Consider the following 12746-nt stretch of genomic DNA (forward strand, 5'->3'; position numbering starts at 1 on the left):
TGCCGCGAAGCGGCGGGATGGCTGTCAGAAGCCTGTCGGCTCCGTGACAACTCGGAGAACACTACACGAGCGGATGGGGTGCTTCAAACCCGTGCGGGGGACGGGCCCGGCGGGTACTTTGAGGGGCATGACCGCGCATGTGCTCGTACAGCTGTGGTGGCCCGCCTGACGGCGGCCGCATCAGCAGCGCATGCATGACCACGGCCGCCGCTTCGGCGGCCGTTCGCGTTTCCTCTTCGTCACCGGCCGGTGCAGGCGGCGGTCCCGGTGAGAGTGAGGGACGGATGAACGAGAAGGTCGGAACGGCGGAGACCGCGACGCGGGCGTTCAGCGGGGTGCAGCCGACGGGGCACCTGACGCTGGGGAACTATCTCGGGGCGGTACGGCGGTGGGTCGTGGAGGACCAGCACCGGACCGATGCGCTGTTCTGCGTGGTGGATCTGCACTCGCTGACCGTGGAGCACGATCCGGCGCGGGTGCGCAGGCTCAGTCGGCAGGCGGCGACCTTGTTGTTGGCGGCGGGGCTGGATCCGGAGCGGTGCACGGTGTTCGTGCAGAGCCATGTGGATGAGCATGCGCGGCTGGCGTATCTGATGGAGTGCACCGCCGGCGTCGGCGAGATGCAGCGGATGGTGCAGTACAAGGAGAAGGCCGCGCGGCAGGAGGCGGCCGGGGTGCGGCTGTCGTTGCTGACGTATCCGGCGCTGATGGCGGCGGACATCCTGGCGTACGGGACGCAGGAGGTGCCCGTGGGTGAGGACCAGGCGCAGCATGTGGAGCTGACCCGGGATCTGGCGGTGCGGTTCAACCGGCGGTACGGGCGGGTGTTCGTGGTGCCGCGGGCGACGCTTCCGACGGTGGCGGCTCGGGTGATGGACTTTCAGGATCCCCGGTCGAAGATGGGCAAGGGGTCGGCCGGGCGGAACGGCGGCGCCGGGGTGGTCCATCTGCTGGACGAGCCGGACGTGGTGCGGCGGAAGGTCATGCGGGCCGTGACGGACGGTGGGACGGACGTGGTCTACGACCGGGACGAGCGGCCGGGGGTCGCGAATCTGCTGGAGGTGCTGGCGTCGTGCCGGGAGGATGCCGATCCGGCCGGGCTGGCGGCGGGGTACGGGTCGTACGGGGCGCTGAAGCGGGACGCCGCGGAGGCCGTGGTGGAGCTGTTGCGGCCGGTGCGGGAGCGGCACGCGGAGCTGGCCGCCGATCCGGGTTACGTCGACGGCGTGCTGCGGGCCGGGGCGGAGCGGGCGCGGGCGATGGCCAGGCCGCGGGTGGATGCGGCGTATGAGGCGGTGGGGTTGTTGCCCGTAGGCCCGTAGGCCCGTAGGGGCCAGGGGAACAGATCCCGTAGGGGGTGGGAGGGCCCCCTACGGGATCCACAACGGGGTGGGGCGGGGTGGTTATTCCCGGCGTGTGGTGTGCGCGTGCGCGTGGGTGTGCGCGTGGGTGTGCGTGGGTGTGCGCGTGCGCTTGGAGGTGCGCGGGTGCGGGGTCAGTTGCTGTTGCCGGTGGCCAGTTCGCGGCTGCGGTCGCGGGCGGCTTCCAGGGCGGCGATCAGGGCGGCGCGGACGCCGTGGTTCTCCAGTTCGCGGATGGCGTTGATGGTGGTGCCCGCGGGGGAGGTGACGTTCTCGCGGAGCTTGACGGGGTGTTCGCCGCTGTCGCGGAGCATCACCGCGGCGCCGATGGCGGCCTGGACGATCAGGTCGTGGGCCTTGTCGCGGGGCAGCCCGAGCAGGATGCCGGCGTCGGTCATCGCCTCGACGAGGAAGTAGAAGTAGGCCGGGCCGGAGCCGGAGAGGGCGGTGGCGGCGTCCTGCTGGGACTCCGGGACGCGCAGGGTCTTGCCGACCGTGGAGAAGATCTCCTCGGTGAGGGTGAGGTGCGCGGCGCTGGCGTGGGTGCCGGCGGAGATGACGGACATCGCCTCGTCGACGAGGGCCGGGGTGTTCGTCATGACCCGGACGACCGGGGTGTCGGGGGCCAGCCGCTCCTCGAAGTAGGAGGTCGGGATGCCGGCGGCGCCGCTGATCACCAGGCGGTCTGCGGGGACGTGCGGGGCCAGCTCGGTGAGCAGGGTGCCCATGTCCTGGGGCTTGACGGTGAGGATCAGGGTGTCGGCGGCCTTGGCGGCCTCGGCGTTGCTGACCGCTTCGACGCCGTAGCGGGTGCGGAGCTGTTCGGCGCGCTCCGGGCGGCGGGCGGTGACCAGCAGGTCGGAGGGCGCCCAGCCGCCGCGGATCATGCCGCTGAGCAGGGCCTCGCCGATTTTTCCGGTGCCGAGTACGGCGACCTTCTGGGTCATGCGTTCACCTCGCCGGTGGTGCGTGGTCGGGTCGGTGCCATCCTCGCACCGGTGGGCGGCGGTGCGCCGGGGTGTCCACGGAGCGGGCAGCAGGGGGGCGGGCGTTCCGGGGCCGGTGCGGGGTGCGGGGCAGTCCGGTGCAGCGCGGTCGGCACCGGAACGGGACGGTCGAAGCGGCAGAAATACCCGTATGGTCGGGGAACTTGCGTTCGCCGTCCGTCCCCGGCCCGAGGAGTGCCGTGCCACGCCGTCCCGTCCGTAGATGCGGTGCCGTCGCCGCGCTGTCCGTCGCCCTGCTGCTGTCCTCCTGTACGTCCGGGGGTACGGCCGTCAAGGGGGCCGCGGGCGGCGGTGGGCTGGGCGACCCGCTCTTCCCGGCGCTCGGCAACGGCGGCTACCGCGTCAGCCACTACGGGCTCGACCTCGACTACGACGTGGCCGGGCGGCGGCTGGACGGCACCGCCGCGATCACCGCCGAGGCCGGTGCGGACCTGCGGTCCTTCCAGCTCGACCTGCAGGGGATGACGGTGACCGGCGTGCGGGTCGAGGGCCGGGACGCGGAGTTCAGCCGGAAGGGGCACAAGCTGGTGGTCCGGCCGGCGGCCGGAATAGACAAGGGCGACACGTTCCGGACGACCGTCAGCTACCGCGGGACGCCGCAGGAGATGCGGGACGCGGACGGGGCCGTGGAGGGCTGGGTCAAGACCGCCGACGGCGCGTTCGTCGCCGGGCAGCCGGCCGGGTCGATGACGTGGTTCCCCGGCAACAACCACCCCAGCGACAAGGCGAGCTACGACTTCCGGATCACCGTGCCGCAGCGCTACACCGCGGTCGCCAACGGGGAGCTGAAGTCGAAGCGGACCGCCGGCGGGCGGACCACCTACGAGTGGCACAGCGCGGAGCCGATGGCCAGTTACCTGGCGACCGCGACGATCGGGACGTTCGACGTGCAGGAGTCCCGTACGCCGCAGGGCCTGCCGGTCTACGTCGCGGTGGACCCGCGGGAGGCCGCGGCCAGCCGGAAGCCGTTGTCGCGGCTGCCGGAGATCCTGGCGTGGGGGGCCGAGCTGTTCGGCCCGTACCCGTTCTCGTCGGCCGGCGCGATCGTGGACCACACGCCGGACCGGGTCGACTGGGGGGCGCTGGAGACCCAGACCAAGCCGGTCTACGCCGGGGCGCCGGACACCGCGACGGTGGTGCACGAGACCGCCCACCAGTGGTTCGGCGACTCGGTGACGCCGAAGAGCTGGCAGGACACCTGGCTCAACGAGGGCTTCGCGACGTACGCCGAGTGGCTGTGGGAGGAGCGCGAGGGCGGCCGGACCCCGCAGGAGCAGTTCGACGCGCTCTACGACGGGGACGAGGACGACGCGCGCTGGGACTTCCCGCCCGGCGAGCCGGCGACCGCCGCGGACGTGACCGGGACGCCGGTCTACGAGCGCGGTGCGATGGTGCTCCAGCAGCTGCGGAACGCGGTCGGCGACAAGACGTTCTTCGCGATCCTCAAGGAGTGGCCCGCCGAGCACCGGCACGCCAACGCCGACACCGAGGACTTCATCTCCTTCTGCCAGGACCGCACGGACGAGGACCTGACCGACCTGTTCGACGACTGGCTCTACGGCGAGGGGCAGCCGGACTGGGAGTACGACGCCGCCTGAGCCCGGCGGGACGGGCGCCCGCCGGGCTCGCGGCGTTCACAGGTCCGCGAAGTCCAGGTGCCCGAGCTTGTCCGGATTGATCACCGCGTCCACTCCGGTGATCAGCCCGTCGTGCACCGTGAAGGCGAAGACCCCGTCCGGGTACTCCCCCGACGCGTCGGCGAAGACCAACCCCAGGGCGCCGTTGACGTCCCGGACCGCCAGCCGCATCGTCGCCGGGGTGAACTTGCGGGTGACCAGGCCCCAGACGTAGCGGGCGACCTTGTCCCGGCCCAGTACCGGCCGGCGGGCCGCGGAAACCTTCCCGCCGCCGTCCGAACGCCACACCACCTCGGGGTCGAGCACCGTCAGCAGCGCCTCGAAGTCCCCGCCCGTGACGGCCGCCAGGAACGCCTCGACGGTGCGCCGGTGCTCGACCCGGTCGACGGTCCGGCGCGGCGCCTCGGCCCGGACCCGGCGCCGGGCGCGCGAGGCCAGCTGCCGCACCGATTCCGGGGTGCGGCCGACCGCCTCCGCGATCTCCGGGAACGGCACCGCGAAGACGTCGTGGAGGACGAACGCGGTGCGTTCGGCCGGGGTGAGCCGCTCCAGGACGGTGAGCAGCGCCATGCCCACCGACTCGTCGAGGGTCACCCGGTCCTCGGGGCCGTCCGGGACGCCGGAGCGGGCGGCGCCGACGGGCCCGCCGGTGGCCGCGTCGAGCACCGGCTCCGGCAGCCACGGCCCCACGTACATCTCGCGCCGGGCCCGGGCCGACCCCAGCAGGTCGTAGCAGATCCGGCTGACCACGGTGGTGAGGAAGGCGCGCGGGCTCTCCACCGGCGGCTCGTCGGGGAGTGCCTGCCAGCGCAGCCAGGTCTCCTGCACCGCGTCGTCGGCGTCGCTGACCGTCCCCATGATCCGGTACGCCACGCCCCACAGCCGGCCCCGCAACTCCTCGAACTGCGCCAGCCGTTCGGCCCGGACCGGCCCGGCCGCCGCCCCGTCTCCCCGCTCCGCCATCGTCTGCTCCCGCCTCCCTGGTCCCGGCCGCGGCTCGTGCACCGGCGGTCACCGGGACGGGGACGACGCTACGGGGTGGAACGTGACGGGGCGGGGTACGGGGCGGGGTGACGGGGCCTCAGGGGGCGGGGCGGCGGGCGACCGTGAGGTCGAGGGCGTACGCCTCCTCGACCTGGCCGTCCGGGAAGACCTCCAGGAGGGCGGCGCGTTCGTCCGCGAGGACGGGGGCGGCGGCGGCCGGGCCGAGGGCGGCGAAGTACGAGCGGCTGCCGAGCATCGCGAGGTGGGTGGCGAGCGGCACGGTGCGGGTCCAGCGGAGCACCCGGCTCTCCGGGCGCAGGCCCAGTCCCAGGCCGCGGATCAGGTCGGCGGCCTCCGGCGCGACGCTGTGGGCGTGGTAGCCGGGCAGCCTGCCGGCGAGCCGGGCCTCTTGGGCGGCGGCCCACGGGGTGTCCGGGTCGGGCACGTTCCACCAGAGCGCCAGCGCGCCGCCCGGCCGCAGCACCCGCAGCGCCTCGGGGACCGAGCGGGCCGGGTCGGTCCAGTGCCACGCCTGCGCGTAGCCGACGAGGTCGAAGGCGGCCCGGTCGGCGAACGGCAGGGCGTCGCCGTCGGCCCGGACGAGCGGGATGCCGGGGTGTGCGGCGCGGAGTTGGGCGGCCATCGCCGCGCCCGGCTCCACGGCCGTGACCCGCGCGCCGCGCGCCCGCAGCAGCCCGCTGGCGATGCCGGTGCCGGCGCCGACGTCCAGCACCCGCGCCCCGGCCAGCGGCCGCCCGGCCAGCTCCTCGACGGCGTCGAACAGCGCCGGCGGATAGCCGGGCCGGGCGGCCGCGTACTGGGCGGCGACCGCGTCGAAGGCCCGCGCGAGGGTGGTGTGGTCCGGTGGCTGCGGTGACGTCATGGCAGGCATCCTTCCCCGGGCCCGCCGAAGCCGCGGCCTTCTCCTGAAGAAAGCCTCGGCGACCGCAAGAATGGCCCGGCGGCCGGCACGGAGCCGACCGCACGGCCGGAACCGCCCCGACCAGGGCCGCGGCCGGACGACGGGGGAAGAGAGGACGCCATGCGCGCACGCGGCATCAACTACGACACCGGATTCCTGCCCGGTGACGGGATCTCGCGCAAGGACTTCAGCGAGCCGGTGGTCCGCCGGGACATGGGCGTGATCGCCCGGGAGCTGCACTGCGACGCGGTGCGGATCTCCGGTGGGCGGCCCGAGCGGCTGAGCACCGCGGCGCGGTGCGCGGTGGAGGCCGGACTGGAGGTGTGGTTCGCGCCGTTCCCCGTCGACCTCACGCCCGAAGAGCTACTGCCGTTCTTCGCGGAGTGCGCGCGGCGGGCGGAGGAGGTCCGGCGGTCCGGGGCCGAGGTGGTCTTCGTCGCCGGGTGCGAGCTCAGCGCGTTCTGCAAGGGCTTCATCCCCGGGGAGGGCTACGGCGACCGGCTCTCGGCGATGGCCACCGCCGACCTGGACTGGTGGATGGCGCTCGGCCCGGTGACGGAGCGGCTGAACGCCTTCCTCGCCGAGGTGGCCGCGGTCGTCCGGACCCACTTCGGGGGCCGGGTCACCTACGCGGCCGGGCCCTGGGAGGCGATCGACTGGACGCCGTTCGACCTGGTCGGGGTGGACGCCTACCGGGCCGCGTACAACGCCGACACCTTCCGGGAGGAGCTGCGCGGGCACGCCGCGCACGGCAAGCCGGTCGCGGTGACCGAGTTCGGCACCTGCCCCTACAAGGGCGCGGGCGACCTGGGCGGCATGGCCTGGCAGCCGCCGGCCGGCGCGGTGCCGGACGAGGGCGAGCAGGTGCGGTACTTCACCGAACTCCTCGACGCCTTCGAGGCGGAGGGGGTGGACACCGCGCTGTGGTTCACCTTCGCCGGCTTCGGCAGGGTGACCCCGGACGCGGACCTCTCCTCGTACGGCGTGGTGCGGATGACCGACGCGGAGGCGCACTGGGAGCCGCGGGAGGTGTTCCGGGCGATGGCCGAACGGTATGCCGCCGGCCGGGACATCGGCCGCGCCACCGGCCAGGACGCCGACCGGGACGCCGACCGGGACTGACCGGGACCGACCGGAACCGACCAGACGGCGGGACGCGGTGGACCGGGCAACCGCCTAGCGGCGCTTCTTCCCCGGCCCTGGCCCTGTTCCCGGCCCCGACCCGTTCACCTTCCCGTTCACCTTCGGCTTCGCCGTGCGCGCCGCCGGGTTCCCGGCCCGGGATTCCCGGCGGCGGGTGTGGCGGTCGAGCGCCGCCTCGTACTCGGCGCGGTGGAGCGTCTCCCCGGGCGCCTCGATCAGGCTGCGGCAGAAGTAGGCGAGCAGCGAGCCGATGAAGCCGATGAGCATCAGGCTCTGCATCGACCGCTCGGCGCCGCTGTCGGCGGCCGGGCCCGGGCGGCGTACGAAGCCGTCCCAGGTGCGGCGGAAGGCCAGCGCGCTGCAGATCGCGAAGCCGGCCACCACCAGGACGTTGACCAGCGAGCCGACCGAGGCGATCTCCAGCCCCTGGACGGCGAACCGCATGACCAGCGCGCCGGCCGCGGCGAGCACCAGTGAGCCCACCGCGACACCGGCCCGGCGCAGCGCGTAGCCGCCGTCGTGCCCGACCCAGCTGGTGCCGAAGAACCGGATCTCCTCCGGCTCCGGGCCGCCCGGTGCCGCCGTTCGCTGCGCGTCGCTCATGGCGTCGATTATCCCCGGGGGCCCGCCGGCCGTGCCGTGCAGTGGGGCCGCACGGGTCAGCTCATGCAGCTGGGCGCGACCATGCCGCTGCTGCCCGTGTGGACGTAGGAGTCGGAGACGTACTCGCCGGGCGCGATGTTGTCCCAGAGGTTGGAGGTGCCGTAGGGGCCGACCACCCACTGGCCGCGCGTCTGGCAGCGGATCTGGACCTGGGCGCCCGCCGGGAGCTGGCGGACCAGCGGGGTGTTGGTGCCGGGGCCCTGGCGGACGTTGACGCGGTAGCCGGGCGCGACGGGGTAGGCCGTCCGGCCGGCGAGCGCCGCGCCGAGGGCCGCCGGTGCCGCGTCGGTCATCGCGTCCGCCGCCCCGCTCGCCTCCTGCTCCGGCCCGGCGCTCCCCTGAAAGTCCTGCGTGGTCATTTCCGTGTCCCCCCGTTTACTGGATGTACTGGATGTACTGGATGTACTGGGCGTGCTGCTGGACGTGCCGGACGGTTGCCCGCCGTTGTCGGGCGGTGCGCATTCCGGGCGTGCGTTCGACGCCCACGACGCGCACGCTAGCAAGCCTCACCCGTCCCGGACGTGCCATGGACTAGGCTCCGCGCGTCGCACCTGTGAGCGAATGGCAGGGCGCCTCGCACGGGGAAGACACGGGGAAGACACGGGGGTGGAACGATGCCGCCGCTGCGCGATTCCGGGCTCGGTCCGGAAGCGGAGCGTCCGGAGTACGCCGGGCAGTACCGCTTGGAAGCGCGGCTGGGCTCCGGGGGAATGGGCGTGGTCCATCTGGCCCGGTCCTCCTCCGGACTGGTGCTCGCGGTCAAGGTCATCCACGCCGAATTCGCCCAGGACCCGGAGTTCCGGGGGCGGTTCCGGCAGGAGGTGGCCGCCGCCCGGCGGGTCAGCGGCGCCTTCACGGCCCCCGTCGTCGATGCCGATCCGAACGCCGAGCGGCCCTGGATGGCGACCCTCCACATCGCCGGTCCGACCCTTTCCGAGCATGTGAAGCGGAACGGCCCGCTGACCCCCGCCGAGGTGCGCCGGCTCGGCGCGGGCCTGGCCGAGGCGCTGCGCGACATCCACCGGGCCGGTGTGGTGCACCGCGACCTCAAGCCCAGCAACGTGCTGCTCGCCGCCGACGGCCCGAAGGTCATCGACTTCGGCATCTCCCGGCCGTCCGACAGCGAGATGCGCACCGAGACCGGGAAGCTGATCGGCACCCCGCCGTTCATGGCCCCCGAGCAGTTCCAGCGGCCGCGCGAGGTCGGCCCGGCGGCGGACGTCTTCGCCCTGGGGTCGGTGCTGGTGCACGCCGCCACCGGCCGCGGCCCGTTCGACTCCGAGAGCCCCTACCTCGTCGCGTACCAGGTGGTGCACGACGAGGCGGACCTGTCGGGCGTGCCGGACGAGCTCGCGCCGCTCATCGAGAGCTGCCTGGCCAAGGACCCGGCGGACCGCCCGACGCCGGACCGGCTGCGGCAACTGCTGTGCACGGACGTGCCGATGACGCTGCCCGCCACGGGTCCGGCCCGCGGCGAGGCGCTGCCGGAGACCGTCCCCGGCGCCCGGATACCCGCCCAGCGGCAGCCGGTCCGCGCCGAGCCCGCGCCGCCGCGCGCCGAGACCACCCATGTCCGCGCCCGCACTCCGGATGTGTCCCGTACTCCGGACGTGCCCCGCTCCCCGGAGCTGTCCCGCGCGGCCGCCGACCCGCCGGCCCCGCCGTCCGCTCCCGAGGACGCCCCCGGAACCGCCCCCGCCCCTCGACGCCGCCGTCTCCTCTGGGCGGCCGCGGCCCTCGCCGTGGCCGCCGGTGCCGTCGGCGGCACCTGGGCGCTCACCGCGGACTCCGACGCCCCGGCCCTCCAGACCCACGCCCCGCGCACCCCGCGCGTCGCCTTCCACCCCTGGCGCACCACGATCATCGAGCGCCCCGCCGGTCACGACGCCGAGATGCCGTACTGCACGGCCGGGGCCGACGCCGTGTTCTGCGGCCAGTCCGGTCTCCCGGCCGCCCGCCTCACCTCCGACACCGGCAAGGTGGCATGGCGCCACACGGGCGCCCCCGCGGGCCGCGAGGCCGTCTCCCCCACCGCCCCCGTCCTCTCCGGCGGCCTCCTCTACGTCTTCACCGCCGACGGCAGGCGCTTGCAGGCCCTCGACCCGTCACCGCACGGCAATGGCGCCCTCCGCTGGAGCCTGGACGTCTCCGGCTACGAGGGCGGCGCCGCCGTGCTCGCCGACCGCATCCTCCTCACCGCCGCCGACGGCACGGTCACCGCCCTGGACACCACCACGCACCGAGAACGGTGGCGCAAGCGCTTCCCCGGCCACCGCCTCCCCCGCTTCACCGCCTACGGCGACCCGCGCACCGCCTACGCCGCCGAAACCCTCACCGCCGGCCCCGCCCCCGCCACCCGACTCACCGCCATCGACCCGTCCGACGGCTCGGTCCACTGGTCCCAGCAGCTCCCCGGCACCCTGAACCTGGCCGGTCCCACCAGCTCCGGCGCCCTCTTCCTCACCGTCGGCGAACCCACCTACGACGGCTTCGTCTCCGCCGTACTCCGCTACGACCCGGCCACCCACCGGACCCGGAAGTTCCCGCTGGCCGCGCCGCTGCCCGGGGTGGCCGCCACCGTCCAGGGCGAAACCGCCTACCTCCTCGCCGAGGGCGGCGCCCTCCAGGCCGTCGGCGCCCGCACCTGGGACACCGAGACCTCGGTCAGCCGCGGCTCGGCCCCCGTCGCCAGCGGCAACCGCCTCTACTTCACCGCCGCCGACGGCCGCCTCATCGCCGTCGACACCACCACCGGCGCCCTCCTCGGCCAGACCCCGCCCCGGCTGGCCGCCACCCGCCACAACGGCTTCCTCCAGGCCGTCCCCGCCCCCACCCTGGACACCGCCCACGGCCGCATCTACGCCGCCTCCCCCGACGGCACGGTCTTCGGCGTGGCGACCACCGACCCCGGCCGGTGGTGAGGGCGCCGCGCCCCGGACGCGCCGCCGTCGAGAACGCACAGCTGCCCGGCGCCTGACGCCCGCTCGCGCAACGCGACACAAGGCAACGCGACACAACGCGGCACAACGCGGCACAACGCGGCACAACGCGGCACAACGCGGCACAACGCACTGGCCGCCCCCGACGCGAGCGCGGGGGCGGCCAGTTGCCTGTCGGCCGGGGGTCAGCCCAGCTTGCTCACGTCGCGCACGGCGCCCTTGTCCGCGCTGGTCGCCATCGCGGCGTAGGCGCGCAGCGCGGCCGAGACCTTCCGCTCCCGCTGCTTCGGGGCGTAGACGCCGCCCAGGGCCTCCCGGCGGGCGGCCAACTCGTCGTCGCTCACCAGGAGTTCGATCGCGCGGCTGGGGATGTCGATGCGGATGCGGTCGCCGTCCTCGACGAGGGCGATGATGCCGCCGGAGGCCGCCTCGGGGGAGGCGTGGCCGATCGAGAGGCCCGAGGTGCCGCCGGAGAAGCGGCCGTCGGTGACCAGGGCGCACGCCTTGCCCAGGCCGCGGCCCTTCAGGAACGACGTCGGGTAGAGCATTTCCTGCATGCCGGGGCCGCCCTTGGGGCCCTCGTAGCGGATGACGACGACGTCGCCTTCCTTGATCTGCTTGTTCAGGATCTTGTCGACCGCTTCGTCCTGGGACTCGCAGACCACGGCCGGGCCCTCGAAGGTCCAGATGGACTCGTCGACGCCGGCGGTCTTCACCACGCAGCCGTCGACGGCCAGGTTGCCCTTGAGGACGGCCAGGCCGCCGTCCTTGGAGTAGGCGTGCTCGACGGAGTGGATGCAGCCGCCCTCGGCGTCCACGTCCAGGGTGTCCCAGCGCTCGGACTGGGAGAACGCGGTGGCCGAGCGCTTGCAGCCGGGGGCGGCGTGCCACAGCTCGACGGCCTCGGCGGACGGCGAACCGCCGCGCACGTCCCAGGTCTTGAGCCACTCGGCAAGGGTCGCGGAGTGGACCGAGTGCACGTCCTCGTTGAGCATGCCGCCGCGGTACAGCTCGCCGAGGATGGCGGGGATGCCGCCGGCGCGGTGCACGTCCTCCATGTAGTACGTGCCGCCGGGGGCGACGTTCGGGGCGACCTTGGCGAGGCAGGGGACGCGGCGGGAGACCTCGTCGATGTCCTTGAGGTCGTAGTCGAGGTCGGCTTCCTGGGCGGCGGCCAGCAGGTGCAGGATCGTGTTGGTCGAGCCGCCCATGGCGATGTCGAGGGCCATGGCGTTCTCGAAGGCGGCGCGGGTGGCGATGTTGCGCGGCAGGACGGACTCGTCGCCGTCCTCGTAGTAGCGCTTGGTGATCTCGACGACCGTGCGGCCGGCGTCCTCGTAGAGGGCGCGGCGGGCGGTGTGGGTGGCGAGGACCGTGCCGTTGCCGGGGAGGGAGAGGCCGATGGCTTCGGTCAGGCAGTTCATGGAGTTGGCGGTGAACATGCCGGAACAGGAGCCGCAGGTCGGGCAGGCGTTCTCCTCGATCCGCAGCACGTCCGCGTCGGAGACGTTCTCGTTGGAGGCGTCCACCATCGCGTCGATCAGGTCGAGCTTGCGGACGGTGCCGTCGACGAGGGTGGCCTGACCGGCCTCCATCGGGCCGCCGGAGACGAAGACCACCGGGATGTTGAGGCGCAGCGCGGCCATCAGCATGCCGGGGGTGATCTTGTCGCAGTTGGAGATGCAGATCAGCGCGTCGGCGCAGTGCGCCTCGACCATGTACTCGACCGAGTCCGCGATCAGGTCGCGGGACGGGAGGGAGTACAGCATGCCGCCGTGGCCCATCGCGATGCCGTCGTCGACGGCGATGGTGTTGAACTCGCGGGGGACGGCGCCCGCGGCGCGGATGGCGTCGGAGACGATCCGGCCGACCGGGGCGAGGTGGGTGTGGCCGGGCACGAACTCGGTGAAGGAGTTGGCGACCGCGACGATCGGCTTGCCGATGTCCTCGCTCGCTACGCCCGAGGCCCGCATAAGGGCGCGGGCGCCCGCCATGTTGCGGCCATGGGTAACGGTGCGGGACCTCAGCTCGGGCACGATGGTCACTCCCTCGGGAAACGGACGTACGGCGCGACGCCGTACGGCGGTACG

The 12746-nt window shown here is 73.9% G+C and carries 10 protein-coding genes; 4 read left to right on the forward strand and 6 right to left on the reverse strand.

What is annotated here, in order from left to right:
- The first annotated feature begins 284 nt into the window (after positions 1–284).
- A complete protein-coding gene (trpS, locus tag CG747_RS28565) occupies positions 285–1322 on the forward strand; it encodes a tryptophan--tRNA ligase (RefSeq protein ID WP_100604731.1) in 1038 nt (345 codons plus the stop codon).
- A 173-nt stretch (positions 1323–1495) separates the two neighbouring features.
- Here trpS and proC read toward each other — a convergent pair whose 3' ends face one another.
- Complete coding sequence (gene proC / locus CG747_RS28570; protein ID WP_100604732.1) at positions 1496–2308, reverse strand: pyrroline-5-carboxylate reductase; 813 nt, start codon at positions 2306–2308, stop codon at positions 1496–1498.
- A 239-nt stretch (positions 2309–2547) separates the two neighbouring features.
- Between proC and CG747_RS28575 the strand changes: the two genes are divergently transcribed.
- Positions 2548–3966, forward strand: coding sequence for a M1 family metallopeptidase (locus CG747_RS28575; protein ID WP_100604733.1), 1419 nt, complete (start codon positions 2548–2550; stop codon positions 3964–3966).
- A 36-nt stretch (positions 3967–4002) separates the two neighbouring features.
- Here CG747_RS28575 and sigJ read toward each other — a convergent pair whose 3' ends face one another.
- Positions 4003–4968, reverse strand: a complete 966-nt coding sequence (sigJ, locus tag CG747_RS28580) for an RNA polymerase sigma factor SigJ (protein WP_100604734.1) — start codon at positions 4966–4968, stop codon at positions 4003–4005.
- 118 nt (positions 4969–5086) lie between these two features.
- A complete protein-coding gene (locus CG747_RS28585) occupies positions 5087–5872 on the reverse strand; it encodes a class I SAM-dependent methyltransferase (RefSeq protein WP_100604735.1) in 786 nt (261 codons plus the stop codon).
- A 159-nt stretch (positions 5873–6031) separates the two neighbouring features.
- On the opposite strand from CG747_RS28585, the gene CG747_RS28590 reads away from it, so the two are divergent.
- Positions 6032–7033 carry a hypothetical protein gene (locus CG747_RS28590; protein WP_100604736.1) on the forward strand — a complete coding sequence of 334 codons (1002 nt, stop codon included), beginning with the start codon at positions 6032–6034 and terminating at the stop codon, positions 7031–7033.
- Between the two features lie 54 nt (positions 7034–7087).
- Here the strand turns inward: CG747_RS28590 and CG747_RS28595 are convergent, their stop codons facing one another.
- Together CG747_RS28595 and CG747_RS28600 are read right to left on the reverse strand one after the other, a co-directional pair.
- Complete coding sequence (locus tag CG747_RS28595; RefSeq protein WP_100604737.1) at positions 7088–7657, reverse strand: hypothetical protein; 570 nt, start codon at positions 7655–7657, stop codon at positions 7088–7090.
- A gap of 56 nt (positions 7658–7713) precedes the next feature.
- The gene (locus CG747_RS28600) at positions 7714–8076 is read right to left on the reverse strand and encodes an SH3 domain-containing protein (RefSeq protein ID WP_100604738.1); all 363 of its coding nucleotides are present in this window, start codon (positions 8074–8076) and stop codon (positions 7714–7716) included.
- A 255-nt stretch (positions 8077–8331) separates the two neighbouring features.
- Here CG747_RS28600 and CG747_RS28605 point away from each other — a divergent pair, with 255 nt between their 5' ends.
- On the forward strand, positions 8332–10638 hold the full coding sequence (locus tag CG747_RS28605) for a PQQ-binding-like beta-propeller repeat protein (protein ID WP_100604739.1): 2307 nt from the start codon (positions 8332–8334) through the stop codon (positions 10636–10638).
- Positions 10639–10841: 203 nt separating this feature from the next.
- Here the strand turns inward: CG747_RS28605 and ilvD are convergent, their stop codons facing one another.
- Entirely contained in the window at positions 10842–12692 is a 1851-nt protein-coding gene (gene ilvD / locus CG747_RS28610; RefSeq protein WP_100604918.1) for a dihydroxy-acid dehydratase, read from the reverse strand.
- Positions 12693–12746: the final 54 nt, after the last annotated feature.

Source organism: Streptomyces sp. CB02959, from assembly GCF_002803155.1.
Lineage (GTDB): Bacteria > Actinomycetota > Actinomycetes > Streptomycetales > Streptomycetaceae > Streptomyces.

Bases quoted from the DNA above. Each gene is read 5' to 3' on its own strand.
- proC (WP_100604732.1), bottom strand. From the start codon at position 2,308: ATGACCCAGAAGGTCGCCGTACTCGGCACCGGAAAAATCGGCGAGGCC.
- trpS (WP_100604731.1), top strand. From the start codon at position 285: ATGAACGAGAAGGTCGGAACGGCGGAGACCGCGACGCGGGCGTTCAGC.
- CG747_RS28605 (WP_100604739.1), top strand. From the start codon at position 8,332: ATGCCGCCGCTGCGCGATTCCGGGCTCGGTCCGGAAGCGGAGCGTCCG.
- sigJ (WP_100604734.1), bottom strand. From the start codon at position 4,968: ATGGCGGAGCGGGGAGACGGGGCGGCGGCCGGGCCGGTCCGGGCCGAA.
- CG747_RS28600 (WP_100604738.1), bottom strand. From the start codon at position 8,076: ATGACCACGCAGGACTTTCAGGGGAGCGCCGGGCCGGAGCAGGAGGCG.
- CG747_RS28595 (WP_100604737.1), bottom strand. From the start codon at position 7,657: ATGAGCGACGCGCAGCGAACGGCGGCACCGGGCGGCCCGGAGCCGGAG.
- CG747_RS28590 (WP_100604736.1), top strand. From the start codon at position 6,032: ATGCGCGCACGCGGCATCAACTACGACACCGGATTCCTGCCCGGTGAC.
- CG747_RS28585 (WP_100604735.1), bottom strand. From the start codon at position 5,872: ATGACGTCACCGCAGCCACCGGACCACACCACCCTCGCGCGGGCCTTC.